Raw genomic sequence first — 20,620 nt, 5'->3', positions numbered from 1 at the left:
CTTAAATATTGAGTTTTGCCACCCGGCTGACTATCTGAGCAAATTCAGTGAGTTGTGGAAATATTAATAAATATTAATCCGGAAATTGACTTTATTTAGCAGCATAAATGAACCAAGTTGTGCACACTCCGTTAAAAAAGTGTTAATTATTTTTTCGCCGGCGGAGAGAAACATGAAATTTTATAAGTTAGCAGTAATCGGAGCGGCAGTTGCACTAAGTGCATGCTCCAGTGATGACGATGATGATGAGGTTGTTGTTGTCGAACCGGAAGAGCCCACCTTCTCAGCATCTGCTACCTACGATGTTGAGCTTAATGGTATGCAGCAAGTCCCTGTGAATATGTCGACGCAAATGGCGATGGCCACCGTCGAAGTTGATGAAGAGCTTATGCTTCTGCGGGCAACGGTAGACGTAAGCGGTGTTGAAGGCGTTTCAGCTGTTCACATACATGACGGCGACATAGGTCGCAATGGTGATGTAGCATTCGGGCTGGAGATGACATCAGATGGTACATACACGCTGGCCGAAACCAGTATCACAAGCGATTTGATTGCTGATCTGGAAGACGGTGACTGGTACATCAATGTGCACACTGAAAGTTTCGGGGATGGCGAAGTTCGCGGTCAGATTGTTTCAGATGACATGGCCATCGTAACGTTTATGCTGGACGGTACTCAGGAGGTGCCTGCCGTATCGACCATGGCTGACGGTTACGGTTACGCGCTGGTATCGACAGCGACCTACGACCTTGATTTAGTGATTTACACAGAAGATTTGGACAATGCCAGTGCTGCGCATATTCATACAGGCCGTGCAGGCATGAATGGTGATGTTCTGGTTGCACTGGAACAGTCCATGGACGACATGACGATGTGGATGACACCCGACGGCACAATGATTGATGAAGACACACTGGCGGTGCTTGTCTCCGGCGGCCACTATGTCAATGTTCATTCTCCGGATTTCCCCGGCGGTGAAATTCGCGGACAAATCCTGACAGATAATTTAGCCCTCGCTACATTTATGCTCTCCGGTGCGCAGGAAGTTCCGGCGGTAACTACCGAAGCATATGGTAGCGGCTATGCGCTGGTGAACACTGATGACTATGCTTTGGAACTGACGGTAGTCACAGAGGGCGTTGATGACCCAACCATGGCACATATCCACACCGGAAGAGTCGGCATGAATGGTGACGTGCTTGTTGCACTGGAGCAATCAGCCGATGACGCTGGAACCTGGATGGCGCCGGAAGGAACGATGATTGATGCTGATATTTTTGGCGTACTGGCATCGGGTGGTCACTATGTAAATGTGCATACACCTGCTAACGGCGGAGGTGAACTGCGTGGTCAGATCCTCACAAACGAGTATGCGATTGCGACCTTTATGCTGGACGGTGAGCAGGAAGTGCCTGCTGTTGATACCATGGCTATGGGTCACGGTTATGCGCTGGTAAACACGTCTACCTACGCTCTTGAGCTGGTTATCGATACTGAAGGAGTTGATGATGCGACAGGTGCTCATATTCATACCGGCCGGATCGGCATGAACGGAGATGTACTGGTGGCCCTTGAGCAATCGGCTGACGATATGGGTATGTGGATGACACCGGAAAATACCATGATCGATGCTGACATCCTTGAAGTACTGGCCTCGGGCGGTCATTACGTCAATGTGCATACGCCTGCAAACATGGGCGGTGAAATCCGTGGTCAGATCATAACGTCTGACTACATGGTGGTTACCTTCCCTCTGAGCGGCGATCAGCAGGTGCCCGCTGTTACCACAACGGCAACGGGTAATGGTTATGCGCTGGTGAATTCAATGACCTATGCCCTGGAGTTAGTTGTTAATACGGAAGGTGTTGATGACGCGACGGCAGCACATATTCATACAGGCGCAGCCGGTGAAAATGGCGATGTTCTGGTAGGTCTTGAGCAGTCTGCGGATGACATGGGCATGTGGATGACCCCTGCAGATACGATGATCGATATGGATATCTATAATGTCCTGATTTCAGGTGGTCATTACGTAAATATCCACACACCGGCCAACCCCGACGGTGAATTACGCGGACAAATTGAATAACCGTTCTTAAATATAAAACGTTAAAACAGGCCAGCTTTCAACGCTGGCTTTTTTACGGGAAACTTCAGGTACTAAGTACAGTTTCTGCATTGACTGAAATTTGCGAGGATCCCTGTTGTATCTATTGTAATAACTCCATTTGAAGGCTACTCCGGTAGCCTTTCTTTTTCCGGAATATCAGCAATGAACAGACTTTTAGATGTGACGTACTACACTAGCGCAGGCCTTTTCTTCGCTCAGGCGGTTTGGGAACGGTTTGTTTATGACAGTCGCGATTTGTTCATAGAACATTTTCAGACGGGGTTAGTATTTTTGATTCTGGCGAGTCTCAGCAAGCTCATCGCGAAGACAAAGTAAGAGGTTTCATACTTGCTGAATGAAAGTGTTTTCAGTATGTTCTTAAACGTGATATGTCGTCACAAAATGGACAAAAATATAAAAAAGAGTGCATATGGAAAATGAAATCGATTACTCAGGCTATACCTTGTCTGAGCTTAAAGAAGCACGTTCAACCATTGACAAACAAGCCTGGCCTGACAGAGCCCGGATCCTCGATCAACTGATTGCTGCCAAAGAATCAGCCAGCATGTCTTCTCCGGAACCGGCTGCCGGTGCGCAACAGCCTGGGGGGTCTCAGGATGATGCCGGGAAGGCTGTTCAACCGCTACGCACAGTGCCTGTAAAATTTCATGGTACAACAGGCGAGTTTTTCTCAATCTGGATCGTCAATCTGGTTCTTACCATTGCAACGCTGGGTATTTATTCTGCCTGGGCAAAGGTAAGAACTAACCGTTATTTTTACGGCAATACCGACATAGACAGTCACCGTTTTGCTTATCTGGCTGAACCCCTGCAAATCCTCAAAGGGCGCGCCATCGCCGTGGTACTTTTTGGCGGCTATTTCCTTGCCAGTTACTTTAACCCGCTTGCCGGCGTCATCGTAGCCATATGCCTGGGTTTGCTCACACCCGTACTGGTGATTCTCAGTTACCGTTTCAAAATGCGTATGACGTCTTACCGCAATGTCCGATTTAATTTTAAAGGTCGTTTCGGCAGGGCGTTTGTCGTTTTTGTACTTTGGCCGGTAGCCAGTTTATTTACTCTTTATCTCATATTGCCACTGGCCCTGAAAAAGATAGACCAGTTCTTGCTGGAGTCATCCGGTTACGGTGATAAGTCATTTAAAACCCGTTTAAATACCGGCGAATATTTCGGTACAGGGATCGCCGCCGGCGCCATTGCGTTTGGTATTTTCTTGATTGGCGGGATCTTTATGGCAGTGGCTATGTTTTCCACTTCATCAGGTGAGGAGTTTTCTTCATCGGGTTCTCTGGTATTCACTTTCGGCACATTTGCTATGTATTTTCTGGCCTATGTGATTGCGTCAGGCTTTTATTCAGCACGCATCCGGAATCATCTTTTTGCGGTTACAGAGCTTGACGGCATTGCGAGATTCTCATCAGACGTGGGGGTGCGAGAGCTTATCAGCCTGCGCGGGACGAATATTCTGGCCATCATTTTCACTCTGGGCTTTGCCTTCCCGTGGACTAAAGTCCGCACGGCTAACTTCTATGCAGCGCGTACGCAAGTAGCGGTAATGTCTGATGTCGATAAGGTCATGGAAGGCTACACCAGTGATGTTGGTGCGGCGGGTGAAGAAGCTGCCGGATTGTTCGATGTGGATATTGCTCTGGGGTAAATTGTGGCAAAAGGACAGTTGTATCCCCGTGCCGGCGCTGCGGCATACCGGGTTGATTGTGATGTGAACAGTGAAGCGCTGATTGTCGGCAGTTTTGAAGGCAATGGTGAGCAAACGTATCTGCGCAGTGAGGTAACCTGCAAACCTAAATTGGGTCGCCTTCCCCGTGAAATCACCTTGCCCGGTAATGTATTACTGGTGTGCGACAGTTCAGCGCCTCTGGATGCCTGGCTGGATGGAAAAGGCGGAGACGCCATCAATAAACTGGAATCAAAACGACACTGGGTAGTTGCCAGTGTCGTGATGGTGCCGGTTTTATTGTATCTGGTCTTTGCTTTTATCATGCCCTGGATAGCGGTGCGATTTGCTGATGTTATCCCGCAGGAAGCGAAGTTTGTTGCCTCACAACACACGCTGAGTGCCATGGATGCCACCATTCTGGAGCCAAGCGGCTTGCCGGTTACGCAACAATCATCGTTACAGGCTCATTTTCATAAAGTGATCAACGATATCCGTGTTAATCATGAATACTTTGATATTCAGTTCCGTAAATCCTCTTTTACCGGGCCAAACGCATTTGCCTTACCCGATGGCACCATTGTTTATACTGATGACATGATTACCCTTGCCGGGGAGGATTTAGCAATACTCGATGCCATTTTGCTCCACGAAATGGGTCACGTTGAGCAGAATCACTCCATGCAGATGATTGCCGAATCTTTATTTACTACATTGGCGGTGTCTTACTTTTTCGGTGATCTCACCGGTGCCATTGAAGCTTTCTTCGGTGTCGGTTCCACCGTGCTGCATAATAAGTTCTCGCAGGCTCACGAACGTGCAGCCGATGATTTTGCGTTACATCAGCTTTCCGTCACCGGCCGCAATCCGGAAGATTTCGCCAGAGCGATGGAAAAACTGAGTGAATCATTGCCTGAGGCCAGTGAAACCGTAGAGAACTGGTTGTCAACACATCCGGTTATGAAGGAGCGGATTGAAAAGGCGAGGGCGTTTAATCAATAACAGCGCAGACTTTTAGCCGGAAGCCAGAATGAGAGAGTACTCATTCTGACCTCCGCTATTTGAAGTGTCTCAGTTCGTCTGTTTCATCAATTTCAAATCGATCGCCAGTTCAACCTCATAAGCTACGCTGGCATTTGTAGCCCAACTGCCGCTGCCGATTTCAAAATCCCTTCTGTCAATGATCGCTGAGCCAATGAACCTGGCCTCACCGTTACTTTCCTGCCAGCTGAACGTCACAGAAATTGGTTTTGTCATTCCCTTTAAGGTGAGTTCGCCGTCAGCAATAAATTTACCATTTTCTTTTCTGATATCGCGACTCAGGTAGTGCGCCTCAGGGTGGGCTTCAGTTGCGAACCATTGACTACCTTTAATGGTGCCATCCCAGTCTTTGTTGTTAGTCGTAATGCTTTGGGTATTGATTGTGACGTCAATGATCCCGTTGTCAGGGTCTGCAGGATCGAAATAGATTGCAGGCATAAACTGACGGATTGCGCCGGTAAAAGGTTGGCCTGCGTAGCTGTTGGTAAATTTAAAATTATCAGGCGTTGCGACCATTTCCCATCGCGGGCTGTCAGACTGATTCACTTCTTTTGGCTCAGCACGGGCCGTTGGAAGCTGTGTTGCGACTGGCACATTTCCGGATTCCGGAGACACTTTCTCAGCTTTATAGAAGGTAAAGCTGATTAATAAAACAAGTAATAAAGACAGCGCACCTGCAGTGACAAGCGACCTGCCAGGCAACATTCGCGGTAACAGGCTGATCCCATCCAGGAGCTTATGCAGAACCAGCATGGCAATATGACCTGCTACCATCAGTGCGATAATGTAAAACAAGTACTCATGTAAAGACGAGAAGAAGTCACGGCTTCCGTTATCCAGTCCCGGAATATGAGGAACTGAAATTAAATTAAACCAGGCAAAAGGATAGCCCGCAGTGGAATTTAACAGCCAGCCACTCAACGGAACCGCCAGCATGAGCAGGTACAGCCCCCAATGACCGGCTGACGCCAGCTTTTCCTTGAGGGGAGGAAGTCCGAGCGGCGCGGGAGGATGCGCTAAGCGCCAGAACAAGCGCACAACAGCCAGTACAAGGACTGTAAATCCCGCAGACTTATGTAGCACAAACAGTTCAATTTTATCCGGAGAGTTTGGCATTCCTTCAGCAATCAGGCCAAGAGCGATTGCCCAGAATATTAATATTGCAATTGCCCAGTGCAGCATGCGGGCAACCAGATTATAAGGTTTTGAAATGGTATTCATGGTTGATAAATCCGGTTTGAAATTGCAATTAGATTACAGCCGTTCCGGCAAACCTGCGACTGCAGGGTATCTCTATTTTGAGAACAATTTAACCTGATTTATCGAATTCAATGGCAGCCCGGTAGTTTTAAAGCGCCAGCGTCATAAAATGACTGTTCGGATCGGGCTGATAAGATGCAAAAGGTCCGCAGTCTTTAAAACCATTGCGGTAGTAGAGCTTTCTTGCGGCTTCGAAGTAAGGCTGGGTGCCCGTTTCCAGGCTGAGGGTGGTAAATCCCTTTTCGCGACAAAAGGAGATGGCGTGAAGGAGCAATGCATATCCGGCGCCGGTTCCCCGTGCCGCTCTGGTAGTGCGCATGGATTTAAGTTCTGCTTCAGTATCGCTGTGCTGCTTTACAGCCACACAGCCCATCAATTTGCCGTCTTTTCTGGCCGAGAAAAAATGGATATCCGGTGCTTTCAGCGCGTTCAAATCCAGAGCATGCACGCTTTCTGCCGGTGATGTCGCGAACATATCTGCAAGGTGCTCTTCCAGCAGTGCAATAATGTCGTTGCCTTGCAGGTTGTCGTACTGAATGTGCATGCTACTGTCTCTGTTTAAATTGCGGATAAATGAGAATACAAAATCCCGCTGCCGATGCCAATTTCAGAATGAGCAAAGGCCCGTTGACGGCATAAAATACACCGGCAACGGGCTTTACAGGATTAGTTTGTCATCAGAAGTCGTAGCTGAGCTGTACAACTATCTCCCTTGGCTCGCCGGGGAAGTGGCCATTACGTTCACTGAATCCGCTGACTGCATAGACTTTATCAAACAGGTTCCGCACGTTTATGCTTAGCAGCAGATCATCCCACGACGTTGTCCAGCTGGCATCAAACACGGTGTAAGGTTTCACTTTCTGACCGTCCAGGCTTCGTTGTTCACTGACGTAGTCAACCCCGAGTGCCACGGAAGAATCAATACTGTCGATAGCATAGCGTGTCCAGAGTCCTGCCTGATGGCGGGGTGTATTGGCCAGGCGGGTGCCGTCATAAGTGTTGGCGGTCTCACCTGATGCAATCCGCGTATCGTTGTAGGCATAGTTGGCAGTCACGCTTATGGTATTGGTTATATCACCTACCAGGGTGAACTCTGCGCCTTCGCTTTCCACCAGTCCGAAATTAATCAGCGCCGGCTCTGTGGCATCATTTTCACCTTCGATGTAGTCCGGATTGGCAATCACAAGGTTTTCTTTGTCGATTTGATAAACGGCAACGGTTGTCATGATGCGGTGATCAAGCCAGCTTTGCTTGAGGCCCAGTTCCACCTGTTCGCCGGTTTCCGGAGAAAGTTGGACAGAGCCGGCTTCCGCGAAGTCGTTAGGATCCACAGGGTTGAAACTCTGCGAATAGTTCAGGTAGACGGTAGTGTTGTCAGAAGGCGTGTAGATAAGGCCGGCGCGGGGCGATATATCACTGTCAGAATACTCCGCCAGCGTTTCTTTGTTTTCTTCATCGAAATGATCAAGTTTGGCACCTACAAGAAGGGCCCATGAAGGCGAGAACTGGATCTTGTCCTGAATGTAGGCACTCATTCGCTGACGTTTATTGCCGTCACGGTTCATGTCTGTGAGATCATATGTTGAAGGGTCGGTAATGCCGTAATTCAGGGTGAAAATATTCAGGTTGGCAACCCCGTCCGCTTCATGACGGGCACGGAAGTAGTCGTATTCTGTTTCCATATTGTGGAAGTCACCACCAAATAAGAACTGGTGTGCGGTTTCACCGGTGTCGAAATCATACACGAAGTCCAGTGTCAGGCTGATTTCATCATTTGCTCTGTACTGTTTACGGTATTCGCGACGGATAATTTGATCATCAATATTGGCTTCACTGTCGCCGTTGGCATCCACCCAGCTTCTGGATTCATGATAGGCCTGCTCACGCTCGTTATCCAGATAACGCAGTGTGCCGTTAAACGACAGGTTGTCTGTGAAGTTGTGGGTCAGGTTTGCCTGTAAAACCAGCGCTTCGAGATCCTGATAATCGCCTTTTTCGTTTGCGTTGTAGCTGCGATCAACAATGAAATTCCCGTCGTCATCCACGGGGACACCACGAAGGCGGTTGCCGCCCAGGTTCTGCACGATGTAATCGAAGGTGGTGGTCAGGGTGGTATCCTGTCCTGACAGGAAAGTCATGCCGCCGGCCAGCTCAATATTTTCTGAATCAGCGTTATTTCTGAAGCTGTCCTGGCTTTCATAGAACCCGCCTAAACGGTATGCCGCGGTGTCAGAAACCGCACCGGTAAAGTCAGCTTATGCACCTGCCAGTGAGAAATTACCGCCTGTCAGGGTGATATTTTTCTTTTCTTCAAAAGACGGTTTCCGGCTGACGTAGTTAATCATACCGCCCGGTTCGCCGCCGCCATACAGGGAAGCCGCCGGCCCTTTCAGCACTTCCACACGTTCCACGTTAAAAAGCTGAGGCACACTGAAGCAGGAGAAAGGATCGCCGCGGACGCCATCATAAAACACATTACCGTCATCTCTGAAGCCACGGAATGTCACGCCGGAGTAACTGAATTCACTGACCCCGGCAATAGAGCGGTACATATCCGTGATGTCGCGGGCTGCCTGATCCTGAATGAGCTGGCGGGTTAACACCTGTAACGACAACGGGATTTCCATAATATCTGCGTCGGTCTTTGTTCCCAGGCGGGTATGACTGTCCAGATAGAATTGCTGTGCACGACCTTTTACTTCGATTTGTTCTACTTCTTGCTGGTCCTGCGCACAGACAGACATTGTCGTCAGCGCAGCTGCGACAGCCAGGGTGAGGGGTTGATATTGCATGGAAAGAAAAGCCTGAAAGTAAAGCTATGTTAATAACTGATAATTGTTCTCATTCTCAATTTGATTGCAAGCTTTTCTCTGAAAAGTTGATTTAACGGCACTTCATAATATGCAGAAATTGAACGCCACTCACACAGACCGGCAGGCTATTCATTCTTTGAGTCTTCCGCACTGTTTACCACCGTTTCCTGATGATGAATGTGAGGTGTGGCCTCTTTTTCTGCTTCCTTCAGGGCTTCCTGAATTAACGTTTCGAGCTGGATAAACAGCTTTATAAAATTGTTGTCTATGCGCTCGCCACTGGCATCGTCTAACCAGGCCGCGTAGAGCGTATCACTTTGCTTCGCTTCAATAGCCTTGTAAGCCGCAACCTGTTTCTTCGCCTGAATAGAGTGAATGCCTAATGACCGGAGCGCTTCAGCCCCCATTTCCAGCGCTGAATGGTAGGTTTCTGACACCACAAAATCGACACCTGCCTGCCGGAGTCTGTAGCCGTGCCCGCGGTCAAAGGCTCGGGATAATACCTTAACGCGGGGATAGGCATGCTTGATATATTTCACCATGTCGATGCTGCTTTCTTTATCATTGATGGCAATAACCAGCATCGAAGCGTGTTCGATGCCCGCTGTGTGCAGCATATCGGGTTTGGATGCGTCTCCGAAATAGGCCTGAGTGCCGATACGGCGCATGTTATCAATCTGTTCAGAGCGGATATCCAGTACGACGGTTTCAATGTTATTGGCTAACAGCAGGCGGTTAACGATTTGTCCGAAGCGACCGATCCCGGCAATGATCACTGTGCCTTTTTCTTTTATCTCGTCTGGTTTTCTGCGGTTACTGCGCCCGGTGTACAGGGGCATAATGACTTTATCGAAAAGAATGAACAGCCCCGGGGTCAGGAACATGGAGAAAGCAACGACCAGTGATAATATTTCAATCAGTCCCGCCGGCAATACAGCGTTCTGGCCAGAGAAACTCAGCAGCACAAAGCCAAATTCACCGGCCTGAGCGAGACTGAGGGCAAACAACCAGCGGTTTGCCGCTTTGAGTTTAAAAAACAGGGTGACGACAAACAGTACCAGCGATTTCACCAGCATGACGGTGAGGGTAAGGCCAAGTATGATCAGTGCATTGTCAGTGAGAATGTCTACGTTAATACCGGCGCCGACAGTGATAAAAAACAACCCGAGGAGCAGCCCTTTAAAGGGTTCAACATTCGCTTCCAGTTCATGACGGAACTCACTGTTGGCCAGCACAACACCGGCCAGGAAGGCCCCTAATGCGGGAGATAATCCCGCCAGGCTCATCAGCGCGGCAATACCTACCATCAGCATGAGAGCGGTTGCGGTGAAAATTTCCCGTAAGCCTGACGAGGCCACGAATTTGAATAATGGCCTGCTGAGATAGTGACCGCCAACGGTTACAGCAGCCACAGATGCAATAATTACAATGGCGTACAGCCAGGCCGGTAAGCCCTCCACCAGGCTGAAATTGTTCCCGTGGCTGCCGCTGTCTGTATGCTGAGAAGCTAATTCGGGCAGCGCGAGGAGCGGTATCAGTGCCAGCATGGGAATAACGGCGATATCCTGAAACAGCAAAACCGAAAAAGCGCTTTTACCGCCCTCAGTTTGTTGTAATCCTTTTTCCTGAAAGGTTTGCAATACAATGGCGGTGGAAGACAGTGAAAATATCAGGCCGATGGTGAGCGACACCGACAGGGTTTGTCCCAGAGCCTGCGCCAGCAGGGTAATGAGAACTGTTGTGAGCAGCAATTGTAATCCGCCCAGCCCTATCAACCGGGTTTTCATTGCCCATAATGATTTGGGTTCCAGTTCCAGCCCTACAAGGAACAGCATCATGACCACGCCGAACTCGGCAAAATGCTGAATCGTTGTGGTTTCATCTCCTACCAGTCCGAGCTCCGGCCCGATGGCAACCCCGGCCACCAGATATCCGAGCACAGAACCCAGCCCTGAACGTTTGGCAAGCGGCACTGCGATGACCGCAGCAACCAGATAGATGAAAGCTTGCAGAAAATACCCTGTCATGGCGTAAGTGTCGTCCTTAAACAGAAAATGGGGAAAAATAGTGTGCTGAGACCGGCTGGCTGTGCCGGTAATCTGATGAAAACGGCAGGGAGCAACCACAGGCTGATTATGTCGCTATCGGGCACAGCGGGCAATGTACCGGCAGAGGAAATCCTATAAATTTTGGCTATATCTGATATTCAGTGATATGCAATTATGTTTTTTGTTAGGGCAGTTAACAAATTGTGAATTCATTGTTTGACATTCGATGTCATTTCACTGAGTATTTAGACACTTTGCGCCCCGCTATGAACCAGAACAACACCCTACAAAAGATTTGCTCAACCAGGCAAACGCATATTGTTCGGGCTGGGAAAAGTATCTGACTGATAACGCTCAGCGGCGTGCGCTGACCGCTTATCGCTTCACGCAATAACAACGAACAATATCAAAAAGAGAGTACATTATGGCTGGTTCGCCTTTACCTCAATCAGACAACGTTCAGTCGAATAGCACATCAACACCGAAGTTTGCTTTATCAGTAATGACAAGCATCTTCTTCATCTGGGGATTCATTACGTGTCTGAATGACATTTTGATCCCGCATTTGCGGATGCAGTTCGATCTGAGCTACACCCAGGCCATGTTGATTCAGTTTTGCTTTTTCGGCGCTTATTTTATTTGCTCAATTCCTGCAGGACGCATTGTGGGACGCATTGGCTACAAGAAGGGCATGGTAACCGGCTTGTTGATCACCGCTGTAGGCGCTGGTCTTTTCTATCCTGCAGCAGCTACTGCTCAGTACGTATTCTTCCTCGCGGCACTGTTTGTGCTGGCTTCCGGCATCACGTTGTTGCAGGTTGCAGCAAACCCTTACGTGGTGGCGCTGGGTCCGTCGTCGACAGCAGAAACCCGGTTAAACCTGACACAGGCATTTAATTCACTGGGCACCACTGTGGCACCTTTGTTTGGCGGCTTGCTTATCTTCGGTCTGGCAGCGAACGCCACTGCAGAAGCCCACGCTGAAGCGGTACAAATTCCTTACATCGGCATTGCGGCGTTTCTGATTTTGCTGGCGGTGATCGTATCGAAAACTTCGTTGCCGGTGATTGCATCTCAGGAAAAACCGGTGAAGCCGCTCTCTTTTGCGCAACTGAAACAATATCCTCACTTACTGTTCGGTGTACTGGGTATTTTCCTGTATGTCGGCGGTGAAGTGGCAATCGGCAGCTTCCTGGTGAATTTCCTCGGTGAGAGCCATATTGGTGGCATGAGCGAAGAAACAGCCTCTGCGTACGTCGCTTATTATTGGGGTGGTGCCATGGTTGGCCGGTTTGTCGGCAGTTATGTGATGCTGCGGGTCAGTGCACACAAAGTGCTGACAGGTAATGCGGTTATCGCCATGGTGCTTATCATTACGGCGATGATGACATCCGGTCAGGTTGCGGTATGGGCAATTCTGCTGGTGGGCCTGTTTAACTCTATCATGTTCCCGACTATTTTCAGTTTGTCACTGAAAGGCATGGGACAACATACCTCTCAGGCATCCGGCCTGCTGTGTCTGGCTATTGTAGGCGGCGCACTGGTTCCCCTTTTACAGGGAGTGATGGCAGATGGTATGGGTGTGCAACTGGCGTTCATCGTACCAGTGTTCTGTTACCTGTATATTGCCTGGTTCGCATCGGTTGGCTCGAAACAGCAAAAGAATGCACCGGACGCAGAGCTTGCTGCTTCCTGAGCGCATCGACGCATAACGAAGAAAGGCAGGTTAATTTCCTGCCTTTTTGTCTCAGTCCGTTTTCAGTAAAACTCCCGCCCCTGTCTACTTCAGGGCTGTAATCAGCCAGTGGCAATATTCCATTCTGTTATCTGCCAGTCTGTCGTTGATAAAATAGCAAACCAGCATGTCGCCGGCCCGGCCGGTTCCCATGGCATAGCAATGCCCGCTTATCCTGGGAGACCAGAACGCGGACTGCATTAATAGTTTATCCAGTGCTGCTTTACGGCTGTCGCTGAACGGAAAAGCGATGTACCAGTCATTGTTCGCTGCTTTTATTTGCTCAAAACTCACTAACAATGGCCACTGCGCCAGCACGTAACGGGGCAGGGGCGGGTAGTCGTTAGCTGTGCTCTGATGAAATGTCTGATGAGGTGATAATACCGTGGTGACCAGGGAAGCTGTCTCATCTGAGGTCAGTGGTGGTAAAAGGGCGGGCTTTCCTCCACGGAACAGTGTCTCCAAATCCGGTTTTTTCGTCAGGTCAGCGAACGCTATGGCTGATGACTTTGCAGTATTAACAGAGACATTATCCTGTGCCCTTAATGTGGCTTTGTAATAGCCGGTAAGTCGTTTAACTTCTTCTGAGTGCTTGTCAGAATCACCGTTATCAGACGTAATTTCTGAGGGTACACTTAAGGATTCCGGCTTGAGCTGACAAGAGATACTGTAGCCATAATCCTTAGCGACGGAGTTAAGTTTGTCAGCGATGTTGCCGGTGTCGCCATTATTGATAAGCAGTGTGATATTGTCCGGCCGGTAATATCTGCTTTTGAACTGCCTGACGGCTTCCGTCGTTAGCTGCGGCACTGTGCCGGTGAAACCGCCGGTAAAAGCCTCATTGTATTTCCCTTCCTTCAGCAGTGATACCACATGTTGCCGGTAGGGAGGTTGTTGCTCGTAGAAATCCAGCTCCTGAAAGATAACGCCGTTTTTTTCCCTCAGCATATCGTCATCTGAATATTGCTGATTGAGTAAGCCTGAATACAGAAACGACAGGGCGTGATAAAACAATGCCTCATGGTCCGTTTCGACAAAGTAAAACGTAATCTCTTCCTGCGTTGAGGCATTGATACGAAGGGGGAGTAAAGTCAGCGCGGCGAATAAGTTATGGGCTTCGGGGAAATGCAGAGAGCGCCTGAATACCAGATGCTCACACACGTGAGCCACGCCGGAAGCATCATTCACCGGCGTTGGCAGTGCAAATACGCCGGTAAACGGAGCCGCGGGGCCGGAACATTTTTGGATGACGGTGGCAGGTGAGGGAGACATACTGTCACCTGCTCATACAGTCACAATATCAATTTTGTTTTTCGGGTCCCGCAAAATCACCGCTTTGTCTTCGTTACGTGCCGCTTTCTCAATCGCGGCTTCGATGGTGTGATGATGGGGCGACTTACTGCAGACCGGGTCGGCCTGATGCATATCGCCGGTGAGCATGTAAGCCTGACAGCGACAGCCTCCGAAATCTTTTTCTTTTTCATCACAGTCGCGGCAAGGGGAGGGCAGCCAGTCTGTGCCGCGGAATTTGTTGAAGGAAAAGTCCGAATACCAGATCTCGCTGAGGGATTTCTCTGTCACATTCGGGAACGTCATTGGCAGAATTTTCGCGCTGTGACAGGGCAGTGCTGAGCCATCCGGGGTGACGGTGAGAAAGGTTGAACCCCAGCCGTTCATACAGGCTTTCGGACGGTCCTCGTAGTAGTCCGGTGACACAAAAATGAATTTAGGCCCTTTACCGTTCTGCTTTTCGCGGAAAGCATTAACCTTTACTTCCGCTTCTTCCAGCGTCGCTTTTGAGGGCAATAACTGATCGCGGTTTACGTAAGCCCAGCCGTAATACTGTACGGTTGCCAGTTCGACAAAATCCGCATTCAACTCACAGGCCAGGGTCAGCACGTCATCAATCTGATGGATATTCTGGGCTGTCAGACAGAAATTGAGGACCATGGGATAGTCGTATTGCTTGATGAGCCTGGCTACTTCCAGTTTCTGCGCAAACGAATGCCTGCGGTTACCGATAAGGTCGTTGTCTTCTGCATTCGCAGCCTGAAAACTCAGTTGAATATGATCGAGTCCGGCCTCTTTTAAAGCGGCAATACGCTTTTCTGTCATGCCTATACCGGAGGTAATTAAATTTGTATAGAAACCCAGTTCGGACGCATGGCTGACCATTTGCTCCAAATCTTTACGTAATAAGGGTTCACCGCCTGAGAAACCCAGTTGCACGGCTCCCATTTCACGGGCTTCTGTCAGCACCCGCAGCCAGTGGGAAAGATCAATTTCTTCTTCCTTTGCTGTCAGGTTTAACGGGTTTGAACAGTAAGCACAGTGCAGGGGACAGGCATAGGTGATCTCTGCCAGTAACCACAGCGGCGGACCGGCGGCCGGCGTATTCGTTTCATCAGACATAATGGATCCAGTCTTTGCTTTCGGCATCGCTTAAAAACGCGGTGATATCGTCACCGATATCATCCGGGGCTTCCGGAAACTTTGCTTTTAGTGCAGTAATGATATCGTCAACAGACTGTTCACCGTCAACTTGCAACAGGATCTCTGAAGCACTGGGGTTCAGTTTCACCATACCTTCCGGGAACAGCAGGACGTAGCAATTCTGCGCTTTTTCAAATTGCAGTTTATACAACCGGTTGCGCTTCGGGATGCGTGTCATAGTAACCCCTTGTGACAAAGTGACTGGTCGCCGATCCCCGTGTAGGGTTTACGGCCGTACTCGTAAGCCAGGCTGATAGCATCTGCCATGGACCACAGAACGTCCAGTTTGAACTGCAGGATATTCAGTGCTTTTTCCTGTTGTTCGCGGGTAATGAAATGATCCAGCGTGATTTGTAAACCGTGTTCGACGTCCCGCCTGGCCTGACTTAATCTCATCTGAAAATAGGTAAAGCCTTCCTTATCAATCCACGGATAGTGACCGGGCCAGCTGTCCAGACGACTCTGGTGTATTTCCGGAGCGAACATTTCAGTGAGCGAAGAGCAGGCCGCTTCTTCCCAGGTCGCACGGCGGGCAAAATTCACGTAAGCACCCACAGCAAACTTAACCCCGGGCAACAGGTGTTTTTCAGACAACATATCGTCACGGTCCAGGCCTACAGCTTCACCCAACCTCAGCCAGGCTTCGATGCCACCTAAGCGCGGGTCACCGTCTTCACCGTCGTGGTCAAGGATCCGCTGGATCCACTTTCTGCGGGTGGCCATGTCCGGGCAGTTGGCCAGAATGGCTGCATCTTTAACCGGAATACACACCTGATAATAAAACCGGTTTGCTACCCAGCCCTGAATCTGCTCTTTCGTACATTCCCCCTTATTCATAGCAATGTGGAAGGGGTGATAAATATGATAGTACTCGCCTTTAGCGCGAAGTTTTTGTTCGAATTCTTGTTTTGACCACGGCTGTGCTGTCATTGTCAGTCCTCAGCGTTAAAGCGTAATGTGCATGCCATCGTAAGCAAGCTCAATATGATTGTCTTCGAGGTATTGGTGTGCAGATGAGTCTTCATCCAGTACCGGATTTGTATTATTGATATGGATGAGTACCTTGCGCTCTATGTTGAACCGGTTCAGCAGGGCAACTGCACCGTCTTCACCATTTACCGGCATATGGCCCATCTGCGTTCCCAGACGGTTACTGAATCCGTTTTTAATCATTTCATCGTCAAGCCATAACGTGCCGTCAAACAATACACAATCCGCTTTATCCAGCATACTCTCTACCAGCGGATTTGCCTGAACACAGCCGGGAGCATAGAAAACCGATTTGCCGGAACGGGTATCTTCTATATGCAGGCCGATATTGTTGCCCGGCACAATGTTATCCCGGTATGAGGAATACGGCGGCGCATTTGAAGCCAGCACGACAGGATGAAAACGAAGACCATCAGCACCTTCAGGTGTAAAAGCACTGTCGTACTTTGTATCAATTCCGTGGCGTTGAAGTCCGCCGTGCCAGTGTTTAAGCATCGTGAAAAGAGGAAATGCACCGGTTAAATCTTCATAGACCACGTCAGTGCAATACACCGGCAGCGGCAAACCTTCCCGCAGCGTCAGTAATCCGGTTGTGTGATCAATCTGACTGTCGGTAAGCACAATAGAACGGATAGATGTGCCGCGCTGCTGCTCAGGGTCCGACGGCCACAGTTGAGGTGTTTGATTGATTTGCTGGCGCAGGTCGGGAGACGCGTTGATCAGCACCCAGTCTGTGCCGTTGGAAGAAACCGCTATGCTTGACTGCGTGCGGGCAGACGCATTAATTGAATTCTGCCGTAGCCCTTTGCAGTTTTTGCAGTGACAATTCCACTGGGGAAATCCACCACCGGCACCGGAACCTAAAACGAGAATTTGCATACTTCACCTTTACCGTCTTAGCGTCATATAAGAGGAACAAAAAAGGCTGCCAGTGGCAACCTTTCATCAGGGTGTCAGTCAGCAACGCTGAATGTCACCGGCACCACACCAAAGACCTGCTACTGATATCAACAGCCTGCCTTTGCAGTGCTATTAACGGTTTTTGATGTACAGAGTAACTTCAAAACCTAAACGCATTTCAGTATATTGAGGCTTAGTCCACATGGGGCGGCTCCTGTTTTTATTAACGATGATTTAACATTCGCAATCATTATAGAAAACGACTTTTGGGAAAAAAATCCTACTTTGGCACTAGTTCCCTGATGCTGACTGCTACTTTGGGAGGAAGGCGTTGTCACCTTGCTCTCATGCTTTAACCGTGCCGTTGGCTGTATTGGCTAAGCAGTTTTTTCACGGGGCAATCTGACTGTATGTATCAAATATAGCATCAGGCAAATAGCTTTCCACATCATTATGCTCTCCTACATCGTTACGAAAGGTCTGGAATAAAAGATCCGCCCCTTGCTTTTCGTGAGCTCCTGTTATTGATATAACTTCCGGTTAGATCCAGGGAAGAAATTAATCTCAAACTATCACTGAAAAAATCTATCATTACTCTTGAGATCTTTCTTGAGATAGATCAAAAATTGACCTGTCGGTTTTTGTTAATTTATAAGGAGCCCAAGTTCCGGAACAGGGATTGTCCAGTGGCAATAAATTAGGTAAATAAATCTTTTCTATGATGTGATCTTTCGCAGGTAGTGAGACGAAAGAATAGGATTCTACCCGGAGAGTAAAAATGAGTATTCCTGTTATCCGTCCGACCCTTGCCGATCAGGCGTTACGTGTTGAACAATCACACATCTGGCTTCATTGTTTCCGCACATGTGCCAAGTGTGAATCTCTGTCTGATACGCTTACTGCCTATGATTTTAATGATGGCAGCCGTTTGATCCTTGATTCAAGCCATCCCTTTCCTCAACCTGTAAAAAGTAAGGCAGTTTTACGTATCGCCTGATTTTCTTTCCTCCAACCGGTTATCTTAACCGGACTGACTTTGAGGTTGTCGTAGTGGTAAACATTCTGTTTACCGTACCTCATTGTCCAATGGTGTAGCCCAAAACAATTCCTGCTGCCTGCCTTCCGGTAGACATACCATTTGAAAAATCCTACGCTGATTTTATCCGGACTGATGCCTTCATTACTGTTTATTATTTCTGAAATTACCTTGGAGATATATTGAAAGTTTACAGGGTGGGTTTCAAATTCTGTTCTCTTTTCCAGTTTTATCCGGGTACTCTGTCACTTTGCCTGATCTGACACACAATAAAGCGTGATTACGCTGACTTAATAATCCTTTGAGATCAACTGCACGGTAAGTGGCAGGGTGATCAGTCACAATAGACAGAATAATTATAAACGGGAGAAACCATGAAACTCACACCTGTGTACACAGCATTACTGGCAGCGGGCCTGCTTGCCGGTTGTAATGAATCTCAGACTCAGGCAACCGAAACTACCGGCGTCACCTCTGCACAAAAACAGGCGGCAGAAATGGCATTGTCTGAAACGGCGAACACTTACACGATTGCGTTTCTGACACAACAACCGGCTTTGTCAACGATGCTGGCATTGACGCCGGAGCAGGCTGGTGGTCCGTACAACAATAAGTTTCCAGACTACACTGCAAAAGGGATGGCTGCGCTGCAAAAAAGCATGGCAGAAGGCTCTGCGGCCCTTAAAGACATTGATCCGGCAGGGCTGACAGCAGAGGCGCAGACACACCGTAACATTCTAATTAATATCTTTGACTACTATACCGGTGATACCCGTTTCCCTGCAGGCTACATTGATACCTGGGGCGGTCATCTGCCTTATATCATCAACCAGATTTCCGGCCCGTTAATCGACATGCCAAAGCTTATGCAGGTACAACAATCTGTAAGTAATGAGCAGGAAGCTGACGCTTACATCAGCCGCCTGGAGAAAATGGGTGAGTTCGCTGACGGCGTTGTGGCTAAGTTTAAAGCTGACGAAGCGAAGGGCATCGTTTTACCTAAAAAACTGCATCCGAAGACCATCGCTTTTTTTAATAATTTTCTCGCCAGTGAACCTGCAGATCATGAACTGGTAAAAACCTTCGCAGAAAAGCTCACACAAGCAGAAGGCATTGATGATAAGCAACGTGAAGCGCTGGTGGCAAAGGCAACCGAACTGGTGACAACGGTTGTTTATCCGGCGTGGAACCGGGCCCGCGATGCGGTGCTTGAGAGCGAAGCACATGCAAGTAAAAGTGACGGTATCTGGGCACAACCGGGGGGCGATGAGTTTTATGCTCATGAAATCCGCTTCCTTGGCGATTCTGTGTGGACGGCAGATGAAATTCATCAGACCGGTCTTGATGAAGTTGACCGGATTTCAGCACAGATGGACACCATTCTGAAAGAAAATGGCTACAGTGAAGGAACGGTGGGGGAGCGGATGATTGCCCTTGCCGGCTTGCCAGGTCAGGTATTTGATGCCACGGACGAAGGGCGTGGTGCGCTGCTGGATTATCTGAATGATGAAATTGATGCAGTGATGGCAAAAGCGCCTTCATTCTACGGCACTATTCCGGAGCAGGCAGTCGAAGTACGCCGTATTCCACCGGTTTCGGAAGCGGGTGAAGCGGGCGGTTTTTACTCGCCGCCTTCCCTGGATGGCGCACGTCCCGGGATTTACTGGATAAACCTACGTGATATGGAAGCGGTGCCGAAATTCGGCCTGAAGACGCTGACTTATCATGAAGCCGTGCCGGGGCACCATTTCCAGATCGCGCTGAACATGGCGCAGGAAGACATAGGTCTGATGCGTCAGAATGCGCCTTACAATGCGTATGTTGAAGGGTGGGCACTGTACTCTGAATACGTTGCCGCAGAGTATATGGGCATGTATGAGGATGATCCGCTGGGGGATTTAGGACGTCTGCAGGCTGAATTGTACCGTGCGGTGCGCCTTGTTGTTGATACCGGCCTGCATCACAAGCACTGGACCAGAGAACAGGCGATTGATTATTTCCATAAAACTACCGGTACATCTTTATCTGATGTTGTGCCTGAAATCGAGCGTTACATGGCATGGCCGGGTCAGGCACTCGGGTATAAGTTGGGCATGCTCACCTTTGTCAAACTGGAAAAAGAAGCAAGGAATGCATTAGGTGACAAATATGACATTAGAGAATTTCATGATGTTGTGCTACTGCCCGGTGCACGACCCATGGCAATGGTGAAAAGCGATGTTGAAAAGTGGGTGGAGTCGAAAAAATATTAATTAAAACATTGCGTTGGATTTAATTGAGGCCGGACTTGTTCCGGCCTTTCTCATTTCTGCGCTTCAGAATGTCACCGGAAATCACCGGTTTTCCCGCAAAAAAACGGGTATGCGTACTTATTAGTATCTACATCTGATTATCATTTTGTATATCGAACACCCATAAGGGTCTGGCTACACTCCGGCCATATCAGGAAAACGACCGTTCCCGGTGGAGCATCGTGCATCAATGCCTGAAGAGAAGAT

The 20,620-nt window shown here is 48.9% G+C and carries 15 protein-coding genes and 1 pseudogene; 6 read left to right on the top strand and 10 right to left on the bottom strand.

Translation table 11 applies throughout. From position 1 onward, the window contains the following. Positions 1–172: 172 nt before the first annotated feature. The 3 genes from ACXAG2_RS15860 to ACXAG2_RS15850 all read left to right on the top strand — a co-directional run bounded on the left by ACXAG2_RS15860 (position 173) and on the right by ACXAG2_RS15850 (position 4,808). Complete coding sequence (locus tag ACXAG2_RS15860; protein WP_474868515.1) at positions 173–2,089, top strand: CHRD domain-containing protein; 1,917 nt, start codon at positions 173–175, stop codon at positions 2,087–2,089. Between the two features lie 451 nt (positions 2,090–2,540). Next, positions 2,541–3,788, top strand: coding sequence for a YjgN family protein (locus ACXAG2_RS15855; protein ID WP_474868513.1), 1,248 nt, complete (start codon positions 2,541–2,543; stop codon positions 3,786–3,788). Positions 3,789–3,791: 3 nt separating this feature from the next. Next, entirely contained in the window at positions 3,792–4,808 is a 1,017-nt protein-coding gene (locus tag ACXAG2_RS15850) for a M48 family metallopeptidase (RefSeq protein ID WP_474868510.1), read from the top strand. Between the two features lie 69 nt (positions 4,809–4,877). Here the strand turns inward: ACXAG2_RS15850 and ACXAG2_RS15845 are convergent, their stop codons facing one another. The 4 genes and pseudogenes from ACXAG2_RS15845 to ACXAG2_RS15830 form a co-directional block, all read right to left on the bottom strand. Further along, the gene (locus tag ACXAG2_RS15845; protein ID WP_474868507.1) at positions 4,878–6,068 is read right to left on the bottom strand and encodes a cytochrome b/b6 domain-containing protein; all 1,191 of its coding nucleotides are present in this window, start codon (positions 6,066–6,068) and stop codon (positions 4,878–4,880) included. 127 nt (positions 6,069–6,195) lie between these two features. Next, positions 6,196–6,651 carry a GNAT family N-acetyltransferase gene (locus ACXAG2_RS15840; RefSeq protein ID WP_474868505.1) on the bottom strand — a complete coding sequence of 152 codons (456 nt, stop codon included), beginning with the start codon at positions 6,649–6,651 and terminating at the stop codon, positions 6,196–6,198. Positions 6,652–6,784: 133 nt separating this feature from the next. Further along, positions 6,785–8,899: pseudogene (locus ACXAG2_RS15835) on the bottom strand (TonB-dependent siderophore receptor). Positions 8,900–9,045: 146 nt separating this feature from the next. Next, the gene (locus tag ACXAG2_RS15830) at positions 9,046–10,947 is read right to left on the bottom strand and encodes a monovalent cation:proton antiporter-2 (CPA2) family protein (protein WP_474868502.1); all 1,902 of its coding nucleotides are present in this window, start codon (positions 10,945–10,947) and stop codon (positions 9,046–9,048) included. Between the two features lie 445 nt (positions 10,948–11,392). Here ACXAG2_RS15830 and ACXAG2_RS15825 point away from each other — a divergent pair, with 445 nt between their 5' ends. After that, positions 11,393–12,664: a sugar MFS transporter gene (locus ACXAG2_RS15825; protein WP_474842763.1), complete on the top strand. Its 1,272-nt coding sequence runs from the start codon at positions 11,393–11,395 to the stop codon at positions 12,662–12,664. Positions 12,665–12,748: 84 nt separating this feature from the next. On the opposite strand, the gene ACXAG2_RS15820 is transcribed toward ACXAG2_RS15825, so the two are convergent. From ACXAG2_RS15820 to pqqA, 6 genes are all read right to left on the bottom strand, one after another. After that, complete coding sequence (locus ACXAG2_RS15820; RefSeq protein WP_474868500.1) at positions 12,749–13,975, bottom strand: insulinase family protein; 1,227 nt, start codon at positions 13,973–13,975, stop codon at positions 12,749–12,751. 12 nt (positions 13,976–13,987) lie between these two features. Then, entirely contained in the window at positions 13,988–15,115 is a 1,128-nt protein-coding gene (gene pqqE, locus ACXAG2_RS15815) for a pyrroloquinoline quinone biosynthesis protein PqqE (RefSeq protein ID WP_474868497.1), read from the bottom strand. Continuing rightward, complete coding sequence (gene pqqD / locus ACXAG2_RS15810) at positions 15,108–15,374, bottom strand: pyrroloquinoline quinone biosynthesis peptide chaperone PqqD (protein ID WP_474868495.1); 267 nt, start codon at positions 15,372–15,374, stop codon at positions 15,108–15,110. Before pqqD ends, pqqE begins: the two co-directional genes overlap by 8 nt. After that, positions 15,371–16,126 (bottom strand): pyrroloquinoline-quinone synthase PqqC, encoded by a 756-nt coding sequence (pqqC, locus tag ACXAG2_RS15805; RefSeq protein WP_474868492.1) that lies wholly within the window; start codon positions 16,124–16,126, stop codon positions 15,371–15,373. The genes pqqD and pqqC overlap by 4 nt, the downstream gene beginning before the upstream one ends. Positions 16,127–16,141: 15 nt before the next feature. Next, positions 16,142–17,065, bottom strand: coding sequence for a pyrroloquinoline quinone biosynthesis protein PqqB (gene pqqB, locus ACXAG2_RS15800; RefSeq protein WP_474868490.1), 924 nt, complete (start codon positions 17,063–17,065; stop codon positions 16,142–16,144). Positions 17,066–17,218: 153 nt separating this feature from the next. Beyond that, the gene (gene pqqA, locus ACXAG2_RS15795) at positions 17,219–17,290 is read right to left on the bottom strand and encodes a pyrroloquinoline quinone precursor peptide PqqA (protein ID WP_083273040.1); all 72 of its coding nucleotides are present in this window, start codon (positions 17,288–17,290) and stop codon (positions 17,219–17,221) included. A gap of 574 nt (positions 17,291–17,864) precedes the next feature. Between pqqA and ACXAG2_RS15790 the strand changes: the two genes are divergently transcribed. Together ACXAG2_RS15790 and ACXAG2_RS15785 are read left to right on the top strand one after the other, a co-directional pair. Beyond that, a complete protein-coding gene (locus tag ACXAG2_RS15790; RefSeq protein ID WP_474868487.1) occupies positions 17,865–18,083 on the top strand; it encodes a hypothetical protein in 219 nt (72 codons plus the stop codon). Between the two features lie 413 nt (positions 18,084–18,496). Next, positions 18,497–20,374, top strand: coding sequence for a DUF885 domain-containing protein (locus tag ACXAG2_RS15785; RefSeq protein WP_474868484.1), 1,878 nt, complete (start codon positions 18,497–18,499; stop codon positions 20,372–20,374). Positions 20,375–20,620 lie beyond the last annotated feature (246 nt).

Source organism: Alteromonas sp. ABH4_456, from assembly GCF_056160645.1.
Note: the sequence above shows the minus strand (reverse complement) of the source record. Positions and strands in the feature narration are given on the sequence as shown.